Below are 26,155 nucleotides of genomic sequence, written 5' to 3'. Positions count from 1 at the left end.
TAGGGAGCCAATCCTTCGGGCGGAAGCGTGCCCAAACATCAAATTACATAATAATCAACAAATTATACCTGCTTTGAGGAGCCAGTCCTTCGGGCGGAAGCGTACCTAAACGCAAATTTAAAACGAAAAATGAACCCTACTTACCAAACTCACAAACGTAGCTCTTGGCAGATTATGTGCGACAGCGTACATGCTTTGTTATTGCGTGAAGTGAAAACACGTTTTGGTGCTAACCGCTTAGGTTATTTTTGGGCTCTTTTTGATCCTATTACTCAGGTAGCATTCTTTGCAGCTATTTTTACTTTAATCGGTCGTGAAAGCATCACAGGCGTACCTATTTCAATTTTTCTGGTAGTGGCAATTATGCCTTATAAACTTTTTTCAAAGTTGCTACCCCAATTATCTGCTGCAGTGATCGCTAATAAAGCGCTTTTTGGCTATCGCCAGGTACAACCTATCACGCCAGTCGTAACCCGTTTAGTTATCGAACTCGTTACTTTTGTTGTCGTTTATATAATTGTACTCATAGGCATGGCTTGGCTCGGAATTGACGCATTGCCTGACGATTTATTAAAGCTTTTTGCGATAACACTGCTCCTTATTGGTATGTGTTTAGGACTGGGGCTTCTGCTTTGTTCAGCTACTCTATATTGGGAAGATACGCCTAAATTACTTGGTATTATTCTTATGCCAATGTTTTTCATTTCAGGTATAGCATTTTGCGCAACAATGATACCGGTAAAATATTGGTTCTTATTTGATTGGAATCCAATATTCCACATTACGGAACTAAGTCGAGAAGCTTTTTTTGAAAGTTATCAGACGCCCTTAGGTGAATGGGGCTATGTGTCTTTGGTTTCGATTATCTGTTTGGCGATAGGCTTGATAAGTTTTCAAATTAATAGAGTTCGGTTTATCACACTATGATCCGGTTTGAAAATGTCAGCAAGTTTTATAGGACTAAACAAGGGCGTCATTACATTTTAAAAGATGTAAATATTGAACTGCCAACGGATAGAAATATAGCTATCTTAGGGCCCAATGGTGTTGGTAAATCAACTCTTATTCGCATGATGGGGGGAGCGGATCTACCTAATAGAGGACAAATAACTTCACCAAAAAGAATCTCCTGGCCATTGGGACTTCAAGGCGGCTTACAGGGCTCTATGACAGGCCGCGAAAATGTGCGCTTTGTCGCGCGAATTCATGGTTACAAAAATACGCGTGAAATCGAAAATAAAGTGGGCGAATTTGCTGAAATAGGTAAGTTTTTTGATGAGCCCGTAAAAAACTATTCTAGCGGTATGCGCTCGAGAGTAACTTTTGGTCTTACTATGGGCTTCGATTTTAACTTTGATGTACTGCTAATTGATGAACTCTCTGCCGTTGGCGATGCAAATTTTAAGAAGAAAAGTGAAGCGTTGATGAAAGAGAAATACGCTCAAACAAAATTAATTATGGTTAACCATTCAATGGGTGAACTACGTAAATTTTGTGATGCTGGTTTGGTCATTATCGATCGGCAACTACATTATTTTGACTCGCTTGATGATGCGATACAACAATACGAAACAAGATATGTCTCAAACAGTTAGAAATTTAAGTCCGTTACAACGAAAAGTTAGAAAACTAAAACGCGATCCTAAATTATTTGTCGCGGATTCCAAAGCTTTCGTCCAAACAAGAAAAACCATATACCTAACCTGGGCAAAGCTAGGGTCATTTGCCTTGGTTGTATTAGCCTCCCTTTTGGTAATTGTTTATTACGCGTTTGTTGCAAGCCCTAGATTTGTAAGTGAGTCACAATTCGTTGTTAAAGAAGCCGGTTCTAATGATATCGCATTAGGGGGCTTAGCTGCATTAGGTGGCTCGTCACCGTCAATGCGGGATGCTTTGATATTACAGACGTTTATTGAATCTCGTGAAATGGCGATGAAATTGGACGCCGCAGTGCAACTTAAAGCCCATTACGAAAGTAAAGACTGGGACTTTTTCTCAAGACTTTATTCTGAAAGCTCAAAAGAAGAATACATTCAATATTATCAAAATCACGTGAAAGTATTTCACGATGAAATGTCCGATGTTTTGTTTGTGGAAGTACAAACCTTCGATGAAGATTACTCTCTTAAAGTGGCTAATGAATTACTAAGTATCAGTGAAGAATTTATTAATCAACTAAGCGACAAAATGGTTCTTCAACAACTTGATTATGCCCAACAAGAAGTTACACGCGCTTATGACGAATTGAGCCAACAACAAACAAATCTTGTGCAATTTCAAGACGATTTCAAACTGTATAGCCCTGAGATTCAAGGCGGTGCTTTAGTTGAAGCTATTAACCAATTAGAAATGGAGCTTATAACGGCAGAAGCGGAATTAAAATCTTTGCTTGTTGTTATGCGTGAAGATTCGGTTGATGTAATAAATAAGCAAATTCGCATAGATTCATTAAAAGCTCAAATTGCGCAAGAGCAAGCGAGATTGACGCAAAAAGATCAAGTATCGTTAAACAAGGTACATCGCGAATTTAAAGAAATTCAATTAAAAAGTGAGTTGGCCGCCGATTTATATACTTCAGCATTGGTAAATCTGGAAACAGTACGAGCAGACGCTTATGGCAAGGTTAAGCATCTTCTCGTTATTGAATATCCAGCATTAGCCGAAGATCAAAAATATCCACGACGTCTGTATAGTATCTTTACTTGGTTTGTTTCCTTGTTATTGATTTATGCAGTGGGGCGTATGGTTTACACAATAATAAAGGAACATCAAGAATGATAAAGTCGTTATTACTTTCAACAGGCTTACTATTGTTCTCCGCTGCAGTACAGGGCAGTATCTCGATTGCACAAAGCGCGTCAGATGAAAATCAACAAACTATCGACCAAACAAATCTGAAAAACCTTTACGGTGATTGGGTCTTTAAGGGGGGCTTTAAAGACACGTCATTTTCAGCCATAAACCCAGCGTACAAAATTTCTCAAGGCGATACTCTTCTTGTTCAGCTTTGGGGTGGGGTTAATTTTCAAGAGACGATTGTCGTTGATCCGCGCGGTAATATTTTCATTCCTAAAGTTGGACCTATTAATGTGTTGGGTGTTAGCAATAGCGATCTTAACGAGGTAATTAATAAGAGTATTCAGCGTGTTTATAAAGCCAACGTTGAAGCCTATGTCAGTTTGATATCGAGTCAAAAGGTAAAAGTTTTTCTTTCTGGTTTAGTTACTAATCCTGGTTTGTATGAAGGCCAAAGTGCCGATAGTATTTTTCGCTTTATTGACCTAGCAGGCGGTGTCCGTCGTGATATTGGTAGTATGCGTCATATCAAAGTAAAGCGTAATAATCAGATCAAGTATGACATCGATCTTTACGCGTTCTTACAACGTGGTGAATTGCCTGTTATGCAGTTGCAAGATGGGGACGTAATATTTGTTGGACCTAAACGTGGTGAAGTTGAGGTTGAAGGCGAAGTTGGCTTTGAAGGCAAATATGAAATTAAAGATTCAACGGCTAACCTAAACAACATTATGTCTGCTGTTATCACGAATGATAAAGCCACTCACATTACTATCATCGAACCACAACACAATAAAGTTCAAAACGGCGCGGTAAAAGAAATCACCGCACAACAGTATCCAATCAATAGTACAGATCTAAACGGTATTGAAGTAGAAGCCGGGGCGTTGATAAAAGTGTCTTCTCAGCTCAAACCAACCAGCATCAGCGTCGATGTGTTGGGAGAACACGACAGTGAATTTGAAATGGTTTTGCCATGGGGATCAAGCCTTGAAGATCTCTTAAATCGTGTTGAATACAACAAACTTTCAAATGATAAAGCAATCCAACTGTTTCGAAAATCTGTCGCTAAACGTCAAAAAGAGATGCTTGATGCGTCCTTATCTTCTCTCGAGCAAACAGTATTAACGACTCGTTCAGACTCAACAGAAGCCGCTCAACTGAGAGAAGCAGAGGCAGGTATTATTTTACAGTGGATTGAAAAAGCCAGACAGGTACAACCGAAAGGGCAAGTACTGCTGTCGGAAGGTTATGACCCTACAAAAATAATTTTGCAACAAGGCGACCAAGTCGTTATCCCAAGCAAGCGCAACCTGGTAATGGTTCACGGAGAAGTCTTATTTCCAACGGCAATTGCGTTTAAAGAGCAAATGAGCGTCAAAGAATTCATCGGTAAAGCCGGCGGTGCTACAGCTGATTGGGAAGAAATGAACATATTGCTGCAAAAGCCAAATGGAGACTTCGTCAAAATTGATGAAGATAACCTTAAAGAAAAAGATTTAGTTAAAGCAGGAGATGAAATTTTTGTATTGGCCAAACCTGACATGAAGGAATGGCAGCTTACCAAAGACATCTTCCAAGTCATATATCAAATTGCAGTATCAGCTGCTGTAGTGGTTGGTTTATAAAAATTAAGAATCAAACTATGAAAAAAATAATAGTCACAGGCATGGAACAGCCTGAATTTAAAGAAATATCCTCCTCCTTAAAAGCAATTTTTAATCTTGAAGAGCAGATTGAAATTAAACAACAATTCTTTTCTAGTACTACATTAGAGAAAGATAAAGGTGAGCTTTTTTATGTATTTCTATATACCTCGATTGAATGTTTCTTAGCGCATAAATTTGAACACCAAGAGGTTGAACCAAATAGTTTACAAGAGGCGATCTATTTCTGGTTGGAGTGTAACTCTAGAATCTTACATTTTTACAATCGAAATTCAGAAAGAGCAATTTTAGTAAATTTAGAAACGATCGATAACGATGATAAGTTTGCGCAACTTATAGAAGTTAGTTGTTCTGCATTTGACTTGAGTAGGGAAACTAAAAAAGTTGAGACTGAATTCTGTTTAACGCATTACAACGAAGGTGAGCTATCACTAATTAAAAATATTGCGAACCAATACACGGATGAATCGACATCACTTTATGCTGATATGGAAGCGGTAGCGGATATCAATTTTGAGCATTTTTCGGAATATAATAGTCTGTTGTCTACTTGGAATTTTATTAATAAAAAGAAAGCTAATTCGCGAAAATCCGCTGAGCTTCAATCGCAAGTTAAAGACTTGACGATTACAAATAATAATCTTCAGCAAGTGTCGAGTGAGCAGCAACAGGAAAACGAAAATTTATACTCTAACTTGCATTCGTTGCAAGTTGAAATAGAAGATTTGAACATAAAACTTCATTCAGCCGCATCCAATTATCATTCAGTGCTTTTACAGAAAGACGATGAAATTAAATCCATCACAAACGATAAATTTAGAGCAGATAAACAAGTTAAGATCAAGTCAGAAGCTTTAGAGGAAACTCGAAAGGAACTGCGCCATTTTAAATGGTTAAGCAATAAGCTAGAAGAAGAATCCAAGGAATTAGTTTCAACAATTGATAAAGAAACTGAACAAAAAGTTCAGAAACAACTTAATGATGCTCAATCACAGGTTAGTATAAAATCTGACGCACTTGAAGAAACTCGAAAAGAACTAAGGCATTTTAAATGGCTTAGTAACAAATTAGAGCAAGAAAATGAAGACATACTAAAACAGCTCCTGGTGGTTCAAGAAAGATTTGAAGAGTTGTTTGATAAAAATCAGCAAACGGCGAATATGAATACCGAGCCCGATACTACGGTTGAAAATTCTAACGCAATAACTCCCTTAACTAGCAAGCAACGTAAACTACGTAAGTTGAGAAGTAGACCTGTGTTATTCGTTACAGATGCTTTTAAAAACAAAATCCAATCAAAGAAAGTTGCCAGTTAAAGAGCTCAGACGTGAAAGTACAATCAAGATTAGTAGATAAACTATCTATTTTAAAAGAAATTTTTCCAATTAATGGTGTCATACAAGTTGGTGTGAGTGATTCAATAACTAATCGTTATATCGATTGGGAAGTTGATAAAGTATTTTTTGTTGAAGCTGATGGTAAAGTTGTAGGTAAGCTGAAACAAGAATTGAAACATCGCAACTGGTTGTTCAGTGAAAGTGTAGTAGCACAAGCGGAACAAGAGCGATCCTTCTATTTCGCCAATAATCCTAAACAAAACGGTTTATTAAAATTAGATCCTCTAAAAAAATATTGGCGTAATTTAAAAACCGCCCATATTACAAGCGTTAAAACGGTTAGTTTACAGGAGTTAGTTTGTAATTATGATTACAAAGCAAACTGGTTATCTATTGATTGCATGCCTGCCGTTGAAGTATTGAAGGGGTATGCTGATAAGCTTTCAGAGTTAGACGTTATCACGATTAAAGCCATATTAGATGCGCCAGAAGATGACCTGCTAAATAGTACTCAAGCTGAAGCTGATGAATTCCTGTCTGCGTACGGATTTGAAAATATATCCGTGGAAGATGACTTAAACCCCCATGTCGGTAACTTAATCTATGCTAGAAACAATTTCAGCAAAGATTCAGGAGCGTTAGTGTCTCAAGATGTTTTTGATACTCTTGAAGAAAAGTACAATCAACTTGTCGAAGAAAACAAACTACTAATAGAAGCTAAGCAGGAGTTGGCGACTAGTTTGGAAGTTTTTAAATCTGATAGATTTGAAAAAGAACAGGACTCACGTAATTATTTAGAACAGATTTCGGAGTTAGGTAACTCTCAACAAGCGCTTGCGGAAGAAAATTCGCAACAATTTAAGCTAATTGATGAGCAAAAGAGTAAGATTTCGAAACTATTGGAATCAGAACAAAGACTGCAAACTGAGCTTCAAGAAACTAAAGCGACTTTAGAAGTAAAAGTTAAAGAGGCTTCTCAATTAGTTGATATCGAAAAATCCTACCTGGATAGCCAAAAAGAAATCAATTCCTTAAACGCTAAAACAAACTCTTTGGAAGAGAAAATATCTAGCCAAAGAAATCATCTTGCAGACATTGAAGCTGAAAGTAAGCGTAATCAAGTATTGATTTCTAATTATGAGAATGAAATTTCTACATTAAAACAGCAGCTTGAATCGAGCCAGAAACTATCTGAGCAAATGACTTTGCAAAATGAAACTTTAGCTCAAATGGCTGACAAACAGCAGAAACTATTTTCTTCGCTTGAAAGTAATATGGTTGCAAGATTTCAAACAGGTTTACTTAACTCAGTCAAGCAAATTGAATCTTACATTGGGGTTCAAAATTACCTCGAAACAGGTAATTTAGCTATGGATTATCACGGCTGGCCAATTAGTAGTGACCTTGCACTATTCCTGTTAAATAAAATAGAGCGTAATCAATACGATCTAATTATTGAATTTGGCAGTGGCACTTCAACGCAGTTGTTCGCGAAAGCCTTAAAAAATCAAGAACAAAATAAACTTGGGCAAAATGTATCTCGATTAGAGTCGATTGACTCTTCAAAAGATAATTTAGCCGCAACTTACTTAGACCTTCCTAAAAAAATTGTTACGTTCGAACATAATAAAAAATATTTCGACAAAACAATGGCTACTTTAACGGAAGCAGGAGTCGATGAACTTGTTGATCTGGTTCACGCACCTTTGGTTGATTGCAGGGTGAATGGCGAAGATTTCTTGTACTACTCATGTGAGCCAATGTTGCAACAGTTGAAGCATGTTTTTGCAGGTCGAGTTGCTAAGATTCTTGTTTTAATTGATGGACCACCTGCCAAAACAGGCCCTCTAGCGAGGCTACCTGGCGTGCCGTTAATGTTAAATCATTTAGCCAACCATCAACTTGATATTGTGCTTGATGATTATAATCGTCAAGAAGAAAAAGATATTGTTACCAATTGGAAAAAAGTATTCGAAGACCGTTTTATCAGTTATGAAGAAGAAGAGGTCATTTGCGAAAAAGGTGCTTATTTCTGTCGGATTAACCCTTAAACGAATTAACAATCCAATTACCCATACAACAAATTTATATCCCCAACAATTATTATGATAGAAAGTATTTTTTCCCAAGCAAATGACGCTTATTTAAAAGGTGATTATTTTAAAGCTAAGAGACTTTATGAAAAAGCCGGTAACAAATATGGCTCCGATTTTGTAAAGCTAAATATTCAACGTTGTGTAAAGCATTTATCTGAAGCAAAAAACAAAGCTACCGATATAAAAAAAGTTAATGATGTATTCGATCACGTATATATGGTTAATTTAAAACACAAAGTCGAAAATAGATTAAAAGTTGCAAAACATTTAAAGGATTCCGGAATCGACTTTGAGCTATTTGAAGCGACAAATGGTTATATTGGTGAGCCAGCTGAAGTATTTAAAAAATATCAAACTAGAAGTCTAGGTCAATTGACCAAATTTCCACAATTTAATGAACTAGAGCTGAAACGAGGTAAAGGGTTTATTGAATCAGCTGGAGCAGTTGGTTATATATTCACCTACTTACGTATCGTTAGAGATGCAAAACAAAAAGGTTACAAACGTATCCTTATTGTGGAAGATGACGTCATATTGTCAGAGTCGTTCGAGCAAGATTTTACTCGTTTTATCGACAATGTTGCCGATGACTGGAAGATTTTACAGCTCGGTGCTTCTCAATATAATTGGGATAGTGTCGACATCTCTAAAGCAACTAATCAGGGCTTTTACCTACCAAGACGCCTAGATACCTGTGGCTCTTTTGCTATAGCACTTGATTCAACTATTTTTGATGAGTTAATTGAAGTCCAAGAAGCATTTGAAGCGCCGTTCGATCATATTTCTTTGGGAGCCCTTTACGAAAAGTATTTAGGAAAGTGTTTTGTTGCTTTTCCAAATATCATAATGCCAGATGTTGAGGATAGCAGTATCAGAGGTGGCCGCTGCCAATCTGCTCATGGCGAAAAAATGAAATGGCAAGTGGAACAATTTGATTTTCCATTGAGTAAACCAACAGTCAATGTTGTTGTCGATTCAAAAGAAGCCTTAAGGTATATGCCAAGTTTCTCTGAACCAGCGAAACAAGCTTTTGAATTAAGAGTATTTATTAATACTGTTGATGGACCTAGGGCTATCCACAATATTGAGCTAATGGACCTTGATTATAATCAGTTGCAGCCTATTTCAGGCAAGATCATGCTACCAGAAGCTAACTATTCTTTGAAAGTTGCGCCACTCAAATACCTAGTAGAGTCAGATATAGCTGACTTTATTGAGTTTTCTACCGGTATGAGTGAAAAAAACGACACTAATCTCGAAATGTTAGATGTGGAATATCCTAGCATTGTTGAAGGACGCATATCAGTAATTATACCGACATATAAACGCCCGACCAACCTTGCAAATGCGCTCCGCTCTGCGGCCTCACAGTCATATTTTGACAAGGAAATCCTGGTTGTTAGCGATAACGGTGATGAAACTAAATACAACGATGAAACGAGTAAAATCGTTGAGCAAGTCAAGAGTGAATTCCCTCAAGTACGTATAAATTTACTTTTCCATAAGAAAAATAGGAATGGTGCTGCAGCAAGGAATACTGGCTTGTTTGCTTCTACAGGTGAATTTGTATGTTATTTAGATGATGATGATATTTATCTTCCTGGTCGTTTGGATAAGAGCATTGAAGCACTGCGCAATCAACCTAAAACTGTTGGTGGAGTATATGGTGGTTTTCTCGGCTGGAACTCACCAGTGAACGATGACAATCGATATGCAACCGGAGATTTAACCAAAGAAATTTTAACTTTGGACTATATGAAGCACTACCTTCACACTAATACGGCAACGTATAGAAGGAGCGCAGTTCTTGCCATAAATGGATTCGATGAATCATATCGACGTCATCAAGATTTAGAATTTAATTTACGTTACTTCGAGTTATTTAAAATTGGCGCCGTCAACCACTCTATGGTGCGCATGAACCCTGAGCCATCTGATGTAAGTAATAAAGTTTTTAATACAGGGATGTTAGATCTCAAGGCTAAGTTTTTAGGCCAATTTTCGAACACAATAAATAATTTGGGACCTGAAATTGCGGAAACAATTTATACAAAACATTGGCAGGAAGTAGTTCGATATACAGATGATAAACAAGCTATGCGTCAATATATTGGAAAACTAGTCTCAAATGGACCTGCGCAAATGGTACTGTTAACTGAAAGTGAAAACAAAGGATAGGAAAGTCAATGGAAAGACTAAAAAAACTTCTTAGCAAGGTTGATGAAAATAGTTTTAACCTAACTAAGCTAGCAATCGATCAAGTTAAGAGCTCAATCGAATTCGCTTCTATCGATAGTGTATATGTAAACTTATACCAAAATCATTATGAGACCGAAACATTTGCACAAGCTCTAGAATTACTGACAAGTTTACACTTTTCGCTCTACATCTCAGGAGAAATATCTGAAATCTCCATATCAAAAGATTTGAATGAGGATATAGCTAGAAAAGTCATTTATTCTTTATTCCAACTTGGTCTTTATGATGAGATATTCAAGCTTCATGAGATCTACAAAAATCAAAGTTTAAGAAAGTATGTTTATTCAGTTGCAGTAGATAGAAACCTTTATAAGTTTGATCGTTTGTATGCAAAAATCATTGAACTTAAAGCGTTCTTTAAAGATAGTACCGTAGACTTTGAAAACCTTCGGAACGAGTACTTAGTACAGACAAAAGAGTTCGTTAAAAATACCAATGTTGAAGATCTTTATGTACAACTTCAAACGGCTGACTTCAATAAAGATTTAAGTAAATATATCAACAAATACATATATTTATCTCAGCAAGGTGCAGCTTTGCCTAATTCGCAAAGCTTTTTCAGTCAACGAAAACCGCTTCCTGTTCTTATTCAAAACCATAAGTGGTTTATTGTTCAAGCTAATGAATACAAGCCGTCAACAGCGTATATAGATAGTGTCTCGGACATGAGTAGCTTGATTGGAGATATTTTATTTTTATCCCTGTTTGAGTCGAATCCAAAAGAGCTTTATAGCAAAATTTCTGTTGCAAAATTGCATAAGGCGATAAGAATTTTTGGGCTTAAAAATGTATTAAGCGTCTGGCGACGAGATTATTCCGCTTGTGTATCTTTGCCAATTGAACTTGCGAAACGAAATTATGAATTAACGGCGCATAATATACATATTAGGGAGGGACTCCCATCCAATTTGTCAGGTATCGAACAGCAAAATAAATATGCAGTTTGTATATCTGGACAATTGAGAGGTGCTGAAAAGTGTTTGCCATTTTGGCGAAAGCATTGTGAAGAAAATAAGGTCCCTCTATTTTTATCAACATGGGAAGCTGTTGGGTACCCTACAGGTTCTGAAGCTGGTCGCCTAGGGCGCATGCTACCTCCAAGACTTCGAAACAAAGTAAAAGGCATTTCTGACGACGAGTTTAATTCAGTATTTCCGTCAACATTCAATTCAATGATTCCGACCTACAATTCGCAAGATTTAATCGATAAGGTTTTTTCTGGAGTTGAGGGTTCATTTTCATTGAATGTTAATGTTGAAAGTGAAGAATACATCGAAACTTTAGTTGAAAAGCAAAGAGGTGCGGTTCAGAGAGTACATCTAAATCAAATAAAGATGTTTTATCAGATGTACCAAGTATTAGAAATGCTCGAAAAGTATGAGTCTCTGCAACGCTCAGGCATTACCCATATAATTTGGGCTAGACCAGATTATCAAGTATCGCATATTGGGCAAGAACTTATTCATCAACATTCATCCGATACCGTTTCTACATCAAACATCAGTGATGAAGGAAGGATGCTTGATTATTTGATGGTCATTCCAATCGAACATATTTCGGTATTGAAAGAGTGTTACCTGAATCTAATTTCTTCAAAACCTTCGCCTGTATTTGGTTATAACCATGGCCCTAGATTGATAACCGATATGTTTTTGTCGAAAGGTGTGATCATTAATGCTATTAACAACAGCCAATTAACAGCTCATGGTTTGCAGGCTTGGTCAATTGATGAACACTCTTTTGTCAGTAACTTTAAAAAAGAAGTTAGAGAAATAAATCCTGTCCCTCCTATTTTTCAAGACTTACTCGCTGCCTGTTAGTCTTAAATAAAATGATGGTAAATGAAAATGAAAAAACTTGTCGTTGATTTAGACAACACAATCTCTTTTACCCAGAAGGGTAATTATGAAAATTCGAAACCAAACTCTGAACTGATTGAAAAATTGCATCAGTATAAAGATATGGGGTTTGAAATTATTATCCAAACCGCCAGAAATATGCGTACTTATGAAGGAAATGTTGGCAAAATCAATGCTAATACGCTTCCTTTAGCTATCGATTGGCTTGAAAAACACAATGTGCCTTACGACGAAATTCATGTAGCTAAACCATGGTGTGGATTCGATGGCTTTTATATTGATGATAAAGCAATACGCCCATCTGAATTCGAAACACTTTCTTACGAACAAATCGTCGAACTTCTCTCGAAAGAAAAAACTTTATAAAATATGATCTTAATAACATCAGGTGCATATGTGACACAAGATTTTGTGTCTGAAGTAGGGTTATTGCCGCCTGCACTTTTACCCGTTGGTAACAAAAGGCTATATCAATATCAAATTGAGTCAATTGTAGATAGAGAAGCCGATATCTACTTAAGCCTGCCAGGAGATTACCAGCTAGAAAGCTTTGATAGACAATGGTTAGAAGCCAACAATGTTAAATTAATTTTTACACCTAATGGGTTATCACTTGGTGAATCAATTCTATATTGCTGGAACTCTACCGGTAAGAAGTATTCAAAATTATCGGTTTTGCATGGCGATACTCTTCTAAAGGACGCAAATCTAGATTTTGGGGATAACGTCTCTGTTCATAGAAACCGTGGTTACTATCATCGAGCAGTGGTAAATATTGACAATATTTTAGACAGTGAAATTATTGATGATTGGGCCGGAGATGATGATTGGGTTTTATCAGGGTACTTTTCATTTTCTAACCCTCAACTATTGATGAAAGGAATCGTTGAAACTCGAGGTGATTTCGTCACATCAGTACAGTTTTACAGTAAACAACAAGGCCTTGAAATAGACAAGTCGGGTGAATGGCTTGATTTTGGACACATCAATAGCTTTTTCCGATCGCGCACAACAATAACGACGCAAAGGGCATTTAATGAAATGTCAATGACACCTCGTGTTGTGTCAAAAAAGAGTCAGAAAAAGGAAAAAATAGCTGCCGAAGCCAATTGGTTTAAAGAAATTCCTAGCTCTTTAAAAATCCACATTCCATCTTTGCTCGATTCTGAAATACATGAGGATAGTTCTCAATATAAATTAGAATACCTCTATTTATTGCCGTTAGCGGATCTTTTTGTATTTGGTAATCTAAATCCTAAGTCTTGGAAACAAATATTTAAATCATCCTTTGGTGTTCTGGGGGAGTTTTCTGATTACACTGACAATAGTACGTGTACTAAAAGTCTTGACGCAATGTATGCGCAGAAAACTCTGAGTAGGTTAGATGAATTTCATCAGCAGACCGGCTTTGACGTAAATCGAAAATTATTTGCAAGCATTGAAGATGAGAGCCCGATTTCGTTAGTCGAAATGGCATTTGAAGCACAAAAATATATTTCAGAAACGAACCAGCAACACATAGGTGTTTCTCATGGCGATTTCTGTTTTAGCAATATCTTATTTGATAGCCGCACTCAAGCGATAAAAGTTATCGATCCAAGAGGTATTAACAACTCAGGAGCTTTTACTATATACGGTGATAGAAGATACGATGTAGCTAAATATTATCATTCGGTCGTAGGATTCTATGATTACGTTATAGCTGGACGTTACATTTTAAATGTAAACCAAGATAAAGATATCTATGAAATTGGCTTTAATGGCACAAAGAACTATAAACATATCGAATTAATGTTTAAAGATGTCTTCTTTAATGACGATGCGTTTAATGAAGAAGAAATATTAGCGATTACGATTCATCTATTCCTCTCAATGCTGCCCCTTCATTTTGATCGTCCGGATCGACAAGAAGCGATGATTGCTAATGCCATTCGTTTGTATAAAAAACTAAAAAATACTGTAAAGGATGCCTAAATGATTATTATCCCTATGGCAGGATTATCGAGTCGTTTTACCAAAGCTGGCTTTAAGAAGCCAAAATATATGCTTGAAGCAAAAGGCGCAACACTCTTTGAACACTCAGTAAAAAGCTTTGAGACTTATTTCACTCAAGAGAAGTTTTTATTTATTGCGCTAGATGTACAAAATACTAAAGGTTTTATTATAGATAACTGTCAAAAGCTTGGAATTTTGGATTTTGACGTTGTAATTTTGGATGAACCAACTCGAGGCCAAGCTGAAACAGTTTATCTAGGATTGCAAAAAGCTAGTTGCAATGACGATGAGCATATAACTATATTCAATATCGATACATTTCGCCCTAATTTTAAATACCCTAACTCTTTCGACTTCAAGAATAGTGACGGCTATTTAGAAACATTTATTGGCAGTGGCGCTAATTGGAGCAATGTTGTACCAGAATCTGCAGAGACTCAAACCGTTAAGCTTACAGCAGAAAAACAAGAGCTATCTGAATACTGTTGTACAGGCCTTTATTATTGGAAGAGAGCGGCTGACTTTAATAGGCTATATCAAAAGCTTCAAAACACACCGATTAGTGAAGTGCAAGGTAACGAATACTACATTGCACCAATGTATAACGACATAATCTCTGAAGGTAAAACTATCAACTTCAGTGTTATCGAAGAAAATGAGGTTATTTTTTGCGGTGTTCCAGCGGAATATTATGACTTCATAGAGAATGACATTAGTGCTGAACTTCAGCAATAAGGTATAAAATGAATATCACAATCGCAGGTACAGGCTATGTCGGCCTGTCCAGTGCTGTATTGCTCGCACAGCACAACGACGTTATCGCTTTAGATATCGTCACAGAAAAAGTTGAGTTAATAAATAATCGCAAATCTCCAATTGTTGATGCAGAAATCGAACAATTTTTAATGCGTGATGATTTGAGTTTATTAGCAACAACAGATAAAGAAAAAGCATATATGCATGCTGATTATGTGTTGATTGCAACGCCGACGGATTATGATCCAGAAACTAATTACTTTAATACCAAATCGGTTGAAGCGGTAATCAGAGATGTCATGGCTATTAATCCTGAAGCCGTGATGATCATCAAGTCGACGGTGCCGGTAGGTTTCACCGCAAAGATGAGAGAAGAATTGGGTTGTGAAAATGTGATTTTCTCTCCTGAATTCTTGAGAGAAGGGAAGGCATTGCATGACAACTTATATCCGTCTCGCATCATCGTTGGTGAGGAATCAGAGCGTGCGTCTGTGTACACTGAATTACTAATTCAGGGTGCGATTAAAGAAGATATTGAAGTTTTATTTACAAACTCGACTGAAGCTGAAGCCATTAAATTGTTTTCTAATACGTATTTGGCTATGCGTGTTGCCTACTTTAATGAGCTAGACAGTTATGCAGAATCACACGGTTTAGACACTCGTCAAATCATTGAAGGAGTTAGTTTAGATTCTCGTATTGGCAATCATTACAATAACCCGTCATTTGGCTACGGCGGTTACTGCTTACCTAAAGATACCAAACAATTACTGGCGAACTATCAAGATGTGCCAAACAACATGATTCAAGCGATTGTTGACGCTAATGTTACTCGTAAAGATTTTATCGCCGACTCTATTATTAAGCGTAATCCAACTGTCGTTGGTATCTATCGTTTAGTTATGAAATCGGGCTCTGATAACTTCCGTGCATCTTCAATTCAAGGTGTTATGAAACGCATTAAGGCTAAAGGTATTGAGGTTGTTATCTATGAACCGGTGATGGAAGAAGATGAGTTTTTCCACTCAAAAGTTATTAAAGACTTAAATGAGTTTAAACAAATGTCTGACGTCATTATCGCGAACCGTAAAACTGACAATCTAAGCGATGTTGTTGACAAGGTTTATACCAGAGATTTATTCGGTAACGATTAATTGTGTTTACTGGAGCGTATGATGACTAAATCGTGCGCTACCTCGTTTTTGTGATGCAAAATTTATTTAAACAAGCTGCAACGAAGTATCAACTAGGGGATTATCACGGTGCCCTACAGCTCTATCGACAAGCTGGTGCTAAGTTTGGTGAAGATTTGGTCTGGCATAATTTAAGTTTATGTCAAAGACAAATTCACAAAAATAATGAGGGCAATAAAGAAAGCCATGAATGTTGCTTCAAGACTTTAATAAGTGATGGTTCAACTAAACCTGCTTTGGCTGTGTTGATAAATGATATAGGAAGTTTACGCTATTTATCAGAGTTTGATTGTCTCTCTAAGTTGCAATGTACAGTCAAGTTTTACGCAAACACCGCACTTGGCCTAATTCCTGTTCATAATATGGATGTGGCTGAAAAGTATGCTGCTGATTTTCAACCCGTCAAAGGCAATGTGGATTTGGCTGATTGCGATATGTATGCATCGATTGCTTGCGAGCAAGTGTTGACTGAGTCGGATATCATAAACTTTATTAGTAACAAGTTTGCCAATAATAACGACAAATACACCCAGTTGTGTGATTTGAATGTTACAGAGACTAAAATTGTTGATGGTCGTGTTTCTGTTATTGTCCCGACATATGGTCGCGCAGAATCGTTAAAACGAGCGCTAGAAAGTGTTGCTAGTCAGTGTTATGCGAATAAAGAAATTATTGTTATCGATGATAATGGTTTAAATACAGATAACCAGTTGTACGTCGCGCAAATCGTACAGAACGTAAAATTCAACTACCCTGAATTGAATCTGCGTTATATCCCTCATCAGTACAATCGTAATGGCTCCGCAGCAAGAAATACTGGCTTTTTAGCCTCTCGCGGCGAGTACTTATGTTTTCTCGATGATGACGATGTATATTTGCCTGGTCGTTTGACCAAGAGCGTTGAGAAACTCGAATCGACTAGCACAGAAATTGGCGCTGTTTATTGCGGTTACATTAATGGTAATGAAAGCGGACGCAATAAAAAGCGCTATATCGCTGGAAATCTCAGTGAAGAAATATTGCTGTTAGATTATCAAAAACACTATATTCATACGAATACTGTTACCTATAAAAGGGCTGCTGTAGCGCATTTAAACGGTTTTGATGAGTCGTATATTCGCCATCAGGATTTAGAGTTTAATTTACGCTTTTTCCAGTCTTTTAAAACTGATGTGGTAACAGAGCCTTTGGTGCATATTCGCCCTTTACAGGTAACTCACGAAAACAAGGTTTACGATGAGGCCATGATGGCAATTAAACATAAGTTTTTAAGCCAGTTTGCTTCACTAATCGCATCATATGGTGAAAAGGTTCAGCGAAAAATATATCTGCATCATTGGAATGAACTTATTGAGTTCAGTTCGTCTAAAAAATTATTAAAAAAGAAATTAAAACATAATAATCACCAATTTGATTTAAACCTATTTAAGTAAAAAGTTTCACTATTTTGGCTCTAATTCATTTACCTAATTATCTGCTTAGCGTTATCGTTCCCGTTCGTTTGATTGACGAGCGTATTGATATCTTAGACAGACTCGCGTTTTGTAAGACATCCTATCAAGGTACTAATGTCGAATTTATTGTCGTAGATGATGGTTCTGAAGACGATAAAGCACAACTACTGAGCAGTAAATGTCTTCTGTTAGGGATCAATTATTACGCTACGGGAGCGGATTCTGAATCGCCTTTTAATCTAGCGCGGGCAAGAAACTATGGTGCCAAAGTCGCTAAAGCCGAACTCATCATGTTTATGGATGCAGATTTAATTCCGTATCCTGGCTTTTATGATGACTTATTAGTAGAAGCCGAACTACTCGATATGCGCACCACCGTGGACCATTTATTGATGTGTCCTGTCATTTATCTGACAGAAGAAGGTTATAGGTTATATAACAAAACTGAGCAACGCTTGCGCAAGTCTTTTTGTATAAATCAGATGATTGAGTCCAATAAACAGTATGTCGCAAAGTATTCGCATGGCACTTCCGTTGTATTGGTAAATCGCTATTTTTATTTGAGTTGTGGCGGCCAAAACGAAAACTTTGAAGGGTGGGGTTATGAAGATTACGAGTTTACCACTCGTATGATTCGTAAAAATATGCGCTATCCACAGCCTCGGAACTGGCATTCTATGAAGGGTAACTTCATGAATATTCGTAAATACCGAGGTTGGAAATCAATCTATCGCTTGTATGGTGATTGGCTGGGCTCTAAAGGCATATATTTGGTGCATGCGCCACATGATATTGATGGCGATTACCATCAATTTAAGCGCAAAAATGAGAACATTCTTAAAGCGCAATTGGAACGTGATATCAATATTATTGAGCCTAAACCAATTTGTGTTGCCGAGGGGATTACTACAGCGATATGCAAGCACAACCGCTATAGTGAAAATCGCTATTTACATAACTTTTTGGGAAGTTGTGTAACATATGGTGATGTTCAGTTTGATTCACAAAAGGCTATTGAACATTGGATTGAAGAAAATGGTATAACGCAATTTTTATTCGAATTACCTTTGCAACATGATAACTCGGTCCTATTGCACAAATGGTGTGATAACAACGATTTTGATTATATCTGTTGTGGCCGCGGTGCTTTGCCAAACTCGGTCTTTTTTGAAAGAAATAACTCTATAAGATTACAGAAACACTTGCCGGAAGAGTGGTGGAATAAGCCTCTATCGGTTGATGAAATACTCGATGTTTCTAAATACGTAGAGCACAAAGAAGCTAAACGTAAACAAAAATTGGAAAAACTAGCCAGTGGTTTGTTTGCCAATTTAGGTAAAAAAATACTTTTAATCAGCCTATGTGATGAATACTGTACGCTAACTGACGATAAGCTTTCAGAGGTGATAATGTATTTGTCGCAACGTTTGGGAAGCGAGTGGTTAATTGTTTATCCGCAAGGTCGTCAACTTAATATTGAAATTACCGGTCGTATTCTTTCTGTTGATGAAGCAGACCTATTTGAGGCTGAAGAGTTAGCCGATGCGATAATTGCTTTGAATGCTGGCTCTGCAGTACATGGCGTGATCTGCAATAAACCTGTATATCTTTTGGGACAAACTTGGTTTTCTCACCCACTGTTGAATGTTTCGATTCAATCTAATGAGCAGCTTGTCGCCGCTATCAAGAAAGGCTTTAGACCAAGTACCACGCATATGATGCGCTTTGTTCACTTTTTGCGTTTTAAGCTGTATTCCTTTACTCAATATCCACTTAAGTATATTGAATATATGGACCCGAATAACCTAGTAGCAGATAAATTTATCGAGATACGTGGCCTCAGTGAGGACACCATTCACTTCAATCGCGGCAGAGACGTTATTCCGTTTAGCAGCCCTCAATTTGATCGCTATTGGAGCGATAAATATCAGCGCCTAAATTACCTCAAGAAGTTTGCTTCTCGTAAAAATTTGAAAAACTTAGTCGCTAAATTATTCAAGAAAACCGCCTAAACCTATTACTAATTACAACAAATCAATGACTCTTTGGACCTCTTCAAAAGGGATTTTTCAGCGACGCGCTTTAATAGAAGCTAGTTTGCATGAAAAGCTCGCGTTATTAAAACCGTTAAGCAAACCCGATTTAACTGACAAAGTTGTAGGTTGGGGCTTAAAAAAAAATACTCATAAAGCTAAGCGCTTTGCTGCGGTAAATAAACTTGAATATATCTATCTCGAAGACGGCTTTATTGGGTATGTAGGCCACCCAGCACAAAAAGGCCATAGTGTATCCCTAATAGCTGATTCAAATGGACTATATTACGATGCTTCTTCACCTTCAGATTTAGAGCTTCTAATTTCTCAAGAAAAGTCTGTTGAGCAGTTAGAGCGTAGCCAAAAACTAATCGAAAAAATCTGTGAAAAAGGTATAACAAAATATAACTGTTATTCTACAGTTAAGCTTCCAGAATCTCTTAGTCGTAAGCTATCAAATTGCGAAAGCGAAAAGGTATTGGTTGTTGATCAAGTTGCTGGCGATTTATCAATTTCAGGGGCACTAGCAAGTGAACAAAGCTTCATTGATATGCTGGAATCTGCTCGTAAAAATCACCCTAATGCGACTATTTATGTGCGCGTTCACCCAGACACCAAACTAGGGAAAAAGAAAGGCGTCTTAGCTAGTAAGGACCTTGCTAACGTTAAGGTGATAGATGACATCTGCCATCCACACTCATTAATAAAATCAGTCGACTATGTGTATACGGTTTCTTCACAAATGGGGTTTGAAGCTCTGCTATTAAACAAGCCCGTGTATTGTTTTGGAATGCCATTCTACGCAGGTTGGGGACTGACTATCGACGCTTTAATAAGCAATCGTCGTAAAGGTGTTAGTTTAGCTACTTTGGCTTATGCGTCGTTAATAGAATATCCCCGTTATGTAAATCCTATTACCAAGCAAGCATGTCAAGTTGAAGATGTTGTCGAAATTATCTCTGCGCAGTATGTGCAACCAAAATGGCAAACTTTGTACGCAGTAAACTTTTCAGCATGGAAACGAGCTTTTATCAAATCATTCTGTCGCCAGTATGCAGCAGATATTCGCTATGTAAGCAAAGTGCCAGAGTCGTTAAAAAGTGATGAGCAAGTATTGCTTTGGGGAATGAAAGAGCCACATGTTAGCAATTGTTTGCGAGTAGAAGATGGTTTCATTCGCTCTGCTGGTTTAGGCTCTAACTTATGTCGACCATCGTCACTGGCGTTTGATGACCTGGGCATGTATTTTGATAGTTCCAAACACAGTCGTCTCGAACAATTAATTAATGACATATCCCTGTCCGCAGACGAGTTTGTGCGAGCAAAAGAGTTGCTGACGACACTACAGCAAAATCAGGTGAGCAAATACAACGTCGGTAAAGTTGGCGAATATCAACGCGCAACTGACAAAACGCCCGTTTTGCTTGTTGTCGGGCAAGTAGACGGTGATGCATCACTTGCTCAAGGCAGTCCTTTTGTTAAATCTAACGAGGAGCTGTTATGGGCGGTACGGGATGCAAACCCAAATGCTCACATTATTTACAAACCACACCCTGATGTTGTTGCGGGAAATCGAGAGGGTAAAATCTCGTCAGATTGTAACCTGACATGTGTCGATGAAGAAATCACCGAATTAACGTTAACCAGCTTGTACAAGCACGTTGATGAGCTGCATACCATGACCTCTTTAAGTGGCTTTGAAGCTTTGATTCAAGGCGTTAATGTTGTCACCTGGGGGCAGCCTTTTTATTCGGGCTGGGGATTAACCAAAGACATGAACCCACTTGTCAGACGCGATAAAAACAAAACCCTCGAAGAGCTTATTTTTGCGACCTTGATTCAATATCCAGTTTACATCGATTGGAGCACAGGTTTGTTTACTTCCGCAGAAAGCGTCGTACAACAAATTCAACAGCAACATTCAAATCAGAAGATTTCGTTATCTCCTATGCAAAGAATTTTTACCAAGCTTGGCTTTTTATGGCAGGCACTCACTATGCGTTTATCATTTTAATGGAGTAGTAATGAAACACGTATTATTTTTACAAAGTCCATTAGGCACCTTTTTCAAACACCTTGCCAATCACTTTTCAGTGCAAGGGCATAAAACCTTTAAAATTAATTTAAACGGTGGTGACAGAGTGTATGCCGGCGCTGATCACCAATTTGACTATCAAGGAAAGTCTGCAGATTGGGGCCGCTATTTGATGGCGTTTATTGAGCAACACAAAATCACCGATTTGGCCTTGTACGGTGATTGTCGCTTTTATCACAGAATTGCGATTACCGTGGCCAAAGCTAAAGGTGTACGAGTTTGGTGCTTCGAAGAAGGCTATTTACGCGCTGGTTTCGTGACGCTAGAGCAAGGTGGTTGTAACGCTTATTCATCATTAAATCGTTCGCTAGATTTGATTCAATCGACTGTTGCCAAGCCGGTAAAGAGTAATGTGCAAGTAGGGCCAACTTTTAGAAAAAGACTCTGGTATGCGGTACGTTATTACGTCAATACCACTTTGACTAAAAAAGAGTTTCCACATTACGAGCATCATAGACCATGGACAAGTTGGCAAGAGTGTGGCTTTTGGTTAAATAACTTTAAGCAAAAGATGTTGTCTCGCATAACCGATCCATTCGTTAAACGTAAAGTATTTAGCAAATTCAATAAGCGCTTTTTCTTACTGCCTTTGCAAGTGCAAGTTGATTACCAGCTACGTGAACATTCACCGTTCTCTTCGGTCGAAGAAGTGATAGAACACGTTATTATTTCTTTTGCAAAGCATGCAGATAATCAGGAAGCGCTATTAATAAAACATCACCCACAAGATAGAGGCTTCTTTAATTATCAAAAATTGATTAACAAACTTGCAGGTCAGCATAATTTGCAGGAACGTGTTTTTTACGTTCATGATGTTAACTTGCCGGATATTTATCGACATGCCAAAGGTGTTGTTACAGTCAATTCTACCGTTGGTATTTCTGCTTTAATTCATCACTTGCCTACGGTAACGCTTGGTAAGGCTTTATATGATATTGAAGGTATAACCTATCAAGGTGAATTGGATACATTTTGGAAGTCCGATTTCAAAGTTGATGAAGACTTTTTTGCAAAGTTTCATACATATGTTCAGCAACAGACTCAGATCCCTGGGGATTTTTATAAAGGTCGACGCCCGCTGATTAATCAAGTTTACGATTTAATTCAATCTTCATCAGAAATAACGGAAGTCCGCAAAGCGGGCTAATTCAAAGGATAATCTCATGGCTCAATTCGAGCAGATAAAAAAAGTAAAAAAAGCAGTTATTCCTGTAGCAGGCCTCGGGACGCGCATGCTGCCGGCAACGAAAGCCATTCCAAAAGAAATGTTGCCAGTTGTAGACAAACCGCTGATTCAATATATCGTCAATGAGTGTATTGCTGCTGGTATCAAAGAAATCGTTCTCGTTACTCACTCGTCAAAAAATGCCATCGAAAACCACTTTGATAAGCAATTTGAGCTTGAAACTACGTTGGAAAAACGTGTTAAACGCCAACTATTGGACGAAGTACAATCCATTTGTCCAAAAGGTGTCACTATCATGCATGTGCGCCAAGGCGAGGCGAAAGGTCTTGGGCATGCGGTATTAAAAGCCTTACCTATCGTTGGCAATGAGCCGTTTGCGGTTGTGCTGCCAGATGTACTAATTGATGACGTGGCAAGCAACCCTAAAACTGAGAACTTAGCAGCAATGCTAAATCGTTTTAATGAAACCGGCGTAAGCCAAATCATGGTTGAGCCGGTCGCGCAAGAATTGGTCAGCAGTTATGGTGTGGTTGATTGTGGCGGCAGGAGTGTTGCGGCAGGTGAATCTTGCACCATGACACAAATCGTTGAAAAGCCTGCTATAGAGGATGCTCCATCTAACCTAGCAGTTGTTGGTCGTTATATTTTATCGAGTAACATTTGGCAACTATTGGAAATGACACCACCGGGTGCTGGAGATGAAATTCAACTTACCGATGCTATTGCAACCTTGATGAAGTTGGAAAATGTCGAGGCATTTCATATGGCCGGTAAATCTCACGATTGTGGCTCTAAATTGGGTTATATGAAAGCAAATGTGGAATATGGTTTACGTCACCCAGAGCTAGGTGAAGAATATAAAGCCTTTTTAGAAAGTTTGTCGTTTTAGTTGTAAGTTACTAATTCATAAGAACAAACCAGAGTGATAACTCTCGTTTTTTTATGCCCGGTAGTTAATTTTTCTATTACCAATTTGCGCTGCAAGCCTTTGTTTACTAGGGTTAAAACTGTACCTACATGGAAGTCTAAGGGCGGTATTACTGGAGCCGTTTTTTGGTGATTGCTGCGCGGCATATCGCCATCTATCTTTACCTGTATATCGCAAAACAAATTTTTATTAGGGATTCATTCCAACAATAAGAATAGAGGTTTTGCATATGAAAGGTGTTATTCACACCACAAGACGGGTGTCTTGTATTTTACTGGGCCTATCAGGCCTTTTTTTAACGAGTGCTCATGCGATAGATGAGCATCAGGTTGCTGTGTCATACGGGTATCCAACAACAGATCAGAACTTGGATATACAAAAAGTAGAGGTCAGTTATTTGTTTCCTGAATTACCTGCATTAAAGCGAGAGCCACTGTATTGGTATCCTGTGGTCAATGCCGGTCAGATCCAAACTTCAGAAGGCGATAGCGAGATTCTCGGTGGTGGTCTTGGCTTAAGTTGGTATATGTCCAACGAGTTCAAAGTCGCTGTCGAAGGCGGTATGTATTGGTATAGCGATTACGAATTTGGCGAGCAAGGTGTTGCCTATAAAGACTACGGCGGGCCGATACAGTTTTATTACCGACTAGGTCCTGTCTACAGCTTTGATAAAGACACACGTGCCGGATTTGCATTTCAGCATATTTCCAATGCCAATCGTTACGATTCAAATCCAGCGTTTGATTCTTACCAACTTTATTTTGCTTACGACTTTTAAGCAAAGTAATATGTACTTCAAGTAAAAAGCGAGCTCTGGCTCGCTTTTTTTATATCTTTTTCCTATATTTTTCAGTGAACTAACGGATAGATTTAGGTGGTTTTTCGTTAGCGGTTTTCTCATTAGGATGTGATTTATGCCGCAAAAATCATTGTCTACTTCACTGCTACTTGTATTAGCCATGCTGATACTGGTCGCCTCTTGTTCCTATCCTAGCTTATCGTCATTGAGCGTGGATGAAGACTATTGTGCCTCTATTCCTGAAATTAAAAATGATGTTACTTTAACCGAGTTACTGCAAGACGATCTCGATAACATGCGGCAGAAAACCGGTGTTTATGTGCTTGAGCGTGGCAGTGAAGCGGTGCTATCAAGAGCTTGGTTATCAGCGCATGCGGAAAAGAGTATTGATGTTCAATATTTTATTTTTTCTGCCGACAACATAGGCTTGTTGGCTGCTCAATATATGGTTGCGGCGGCGGAGCGCGGTGTAAAAGTCAGAGTCATCATTGACGATATACTGGTTGATGCCAAAGCTAAGGATTTATTGATTGTCGATTCACACCCCAATATTGAGATTAAAATATACAATCCGGTCGCCAATGTCGGCAAAAACATTGTTGAGAAGTTTTTCAATATCACCAAAAATTTATAACCTCAATCAACGCATGCACAATAAAAGCTTTATCGTTGATGGGCGAGTCAGTATCACCGGTGGTCGCAACATTGCCAATGAATATTATGGCTTTGATCGTGAGTTTAATTTTCGCGATCGTGATGTGCTAATGATGGGTGGCGAAGCTCGTTCGGTGCAAAACTCATTCGAGCAATTTTGGTATAGTCCTTATTCGGTGCCAGTAAGTGAGCTGGTAAAACTAAGAGATGACATTAAAGTCCATCTCGACGTTGAAGCTTTGAAGCAATACGCCTGTAACCCGGAGGATTTTTATCCCAGCGTGCGAGAACGTATTAATCAGGTACCGGAATTTTATCAACGATTAAAACAGCAAAAGCAATTGCTTTGGCTCGATAAGGTAGAGTATTTATCAGATTTTCCAGGCAAAAATACCGATACCAAAGGCTGGTATGGCAGCGGCCACACCACAGATAAAATTAGGAAGCTGATCAGAGAGGCGCAACATTCTGTTGTTATTCATACCCCATATCTGGTTACTAAGAGCCGCACCAAAAAACTATACAAACAGCTCATTGAACGCGGCGTTAAGGTGTCGATTCTAACCAACAGCCTAGCGTCAACAGATAACATCGAAGCATTTAGCGGTTATCATCGTGACAGAGAGCGCTTGCTCAATATTGGAATTGAACTCTATGAATTCAGACCTGATGCGGCAATACGTGAGCAGGTAATGATGGAAGAAATCATGGCGGAAGAGCCGGAAATGCCGGTATTCAGCCTACACTCTAAGTCTATCGTTATTGATGACAAAATTGCCATTATCGGTACTCATAATCTCGATCCTCGTAGTGATAACCTTAATACTGAAGCGATCACCATCATTGAATCAGAAGACGTAGCGAAAAAACTGAAAAGTTATATGCAAGAAGAAATGCAGCCGCGAAACGCCTGGCGCATAAGTCATGATTTTAACCCGGATGATGAGTCCAGCTTGTTTAAAAGACTGCGCATGCGCTTGCGAAAACTGATCCCAAAATCAATTTTATAAAGATTTTCTTACAGTGTGAAATAATAGATTGCCTGTCA

20 protein-coding genes are annotated in these 26,155 nt (G+C 38.1%); all 20 read left to right on the top strand.

Annotated elements, in window-relative coordinates:
• Positions 1–129: 129 nt before the first annotated feature.
• The 20 genes from HII16_RS01405 to HII16_RS01315 all read left to right on the top strand — a co-directional run bounded on the left by HII16_RS01405 (position 130) and on the right by HII16_RS01315 (position 26,117).
• Entirely contained in the window at positions 130–927 is a 798-nt protein-coding gene (locus HII16_RS01405) for an ABC transporter permease (RefSeq protein ID WP_169126776.1), read from the top strand.
• Positions 924–1,595, top strand: a complete 672-nt coding sequence (locus HII16_RS01400) for an ABC transporter ATP-binding protein (protein ID WP_169126774.1) — start codon at positions 924–926, stop codon at positions 1,593–1,595. Before HII16_RS01405 ends, HII16_RS01400 begins: the two co-directional genes overlap by 4 nt.
• A complete protein-coding gene (locus HII16_RS01395) occupies positions 1,579–2,778 on the top strand; it encodes a lipopolysaccharide biosynthesis protein (RefSeq protein ID WP_169126772.1) in 1,200 nt (399 codons plus the stop codon). The genes HII16_RS01400 and HII16_RS01395 overlap by 17 nt, the downstream gene beginning before the upstream one ends.
• On the top strand, positions 2,775–4,424 hold the full coding sequence (locus HII16_RS01390) for a polysaccharide biosynthesis/export family protein (protein WP_169126770.1): 1,650 nt from the start codon (positions 2,775–2,777) through the stop codon (positions 4,422–4,424). The genes HII16_RS01395 and HII16_RS01390 overlap by 4 nt, the downstream gene beginning before the upstream one ends.
• A gap of 17 nt (positions 4,425–4,441) precedes the next feature.
• Positions 4,442–5,779, top strand: coding sequence for a hypothetical protein (locus HII16_RS01385; RefSeq protein ID WP_169126768.1), 1,338 nt, complete (start codon positions 4,442–4,444; stop codon positions 5,777–5,779).
• Between the two features lie 11 nt (positions 5,780–5,790).
• Positions 5,791–7,851, top strand: a complete 2,061-nt coding sequence (locus HII16_RS01380; protein WP_169126766.1) for a hypothetical protein — start codon at positions 5,791–5,793, stop codon at positions 7,849–7,851.
• A gap of 54 nt (positions 7,852–7,905) precedes the next feature.
• Entirely contained in the window at positions 7,906–10,074 is a 2,169-nt protein-coding gene (locus HII16_RS01375; protein ID WP_169126765.1) for a glycosyltransferase, read from the top strand.
• Positions 10,075–10,082: 8 nt separating this feature from the next.
• Positions 10,083–11,975 (top strand): hypothetical protein, encoded by a 1,893-nt coding sequence (locus tag HII16_RS01370; protein WP_169126764.1) that lies wholly within the window; start codon positions 10,083–10,085, stop codon positions 11,973–11,975.
• 27 nt (positions 11,976–12,002) lie between these two features.
• Positions 12,003–12,380 carry a capsular biosynthesis protein gene (locus HII16_RS01365; RefSeq protein WP_169126763.1) on the top strand — a complete coding sequence of 126 codons (378 nt, stop codon included), beginning with the start codon at positions 12,003–12,005 and terminating at the stop codon, positions 12,378–12,380.
• 30 nt (positions 12,381–12,410) lie between these two features.
• The gene (locus tag HII16_RS01360) at positions 12,411–13,988 is read left to right on the top strand and encodes a hypothetical protein (protein ID WP_169126762.1); all 1,578 of its coding nucleotides are present in this window, start codon (positions 12,411–12,413) and stop codon (positions 13,986–13,988) included.
• On the top strand, positions 13,989–14,744 hold the full coding sequence (locus HII16_RS01355) for a capsular biosynthesis protein (protein ID WP_169126761.1): 756 nt from the start codon (positions 13,989–13,991) through the stop codon (positions 14,742–14,744). It begins immediately after the preceding gene.
• Between the two features lie 8 nt (positions 14,745–14,752).
• The gene (locus tag HII16_RS01350) at positions 14,753–15,919 is read left to right on the top strand and encodes a nucleotide sugar dehydrogenase (protein WP_169126760.1); all 1,167 of its coding nucleotides are present in this window, start codon (positions 14,753–14,755) and stop codon (positions 15,917–15,919) included.
• 53 nt (positions 15,920–15,972) lie between these two features.
• Complete coding sequence (locus tag HII16_RS01345) at positions 15,973–17,391, top strand: glycosyltransferase family 2 protein (RefSeq protein ID WP_169126751.1); 1,419 nt, start codon at positions 15,973–15,975, stop codon at positions 17,389–17,391.
• 14 nt (positions 17,392–17,405) lie between these two features.
• Entirely contained in the window at positions 17,406–19,424 is a 2,019-nt protein-coding gene (locus HII16_RS01340) for a glycosyltransferase (RefSeq protein ID WP_169126749.1), read from the top strand.
• An 85-nt stretch (positions 19,425–19,509) separates the two neighbouring features.
• The gene (locus HII16_RS01335; protein ID WP_169126747.1) at positions 19,510–21,459 is read left to right on the top strand and encodes a capsular polysaccharide biosynthesis protein; all 1,950 of its coding nucleotides are present in this window, start codon (positions 19,510–19,512) and stop codon (positions 21,457–21,459) included.
• 10 nt (positions 21,460–21,469) lie between these two features.
• Positions 21,470–22,687 (top strand): capsular biosynthesis protein, encoded by a 1,218-nt coding sequence (locus HII16_RS01330; RefSeq protein WP_169126745.1) that lies wholly within the window; start codon positions 21,470–21,472, stop codon positions 22,685–22,687.
• A 16-nt stretch (positions 22,688–22,703) separates the two neighbouring features.
• Positions 22,704–23,615: a UTP--glucose-1-phosphate uridylyltransferase GalU gene (gene galU, locus HII16_RS01325; protein ID WP_169126743.1), complete on the top strand. Its 912-nt coding sequence runs from the start codon at positions 22,704–22,706 to the stop codon at positions 23,613–23,615.
• A gap of 268 nt (positions 23,616–23,883) precedes the next feature.
• Positions 23,884–24,432 (top strand): acyloxyacyl hydrolase, encoded by a 549-nt coding sequence (locus HII16_RS01320; RefSeq protein WP_169126741.1) that lies wholly within the window; start codon positions 23,884–23,886, stop codon positions 24,430–24,432.
• 136 nt (positions 24,433–24,568) lie between these two features.
• The gene (locus HII16_RS16740; RefSeq protein WP_211183359.1) at positions 24,569–25,087 is read left to right on the top strand and encodes a hypothetical protein; all 519 of its coding nucleotides are present in this window, start codon (positions 24,569–24,571) and stop codon (positions 25,085–25,087) included.
• Complete coding sequence (locus HII16_RS01315; RefSeq protein WP_211183358.1) at positions 25,035–26,117, top strand: phospholipase D-like domain-containing protein; 1,083 nt, start codon at positions 25,035–25,037, stop codon at positions 26,115–26,117. Before HII16_RS16740 ends, HII16_RS01315 begins: the two co-directional genes overlap by 53 nt.
• The last annotated feature ends 38 nt before the right edge of the window (positions 26,118–26,155 follow it).

Source organism: Thalassotalea sp. Y01, from assembly GCF_012932945.1.
GTDB lineage: Bacteria > Pseudomonadota > Gammaproteobacteria > Enterobacterales > Alteromonadaceae > Thalassotalea_A.
Note: the sequence above shows the minus strand (reverse complement) of the source record. Positions and strands in the feature narration are given on the sequence as shown.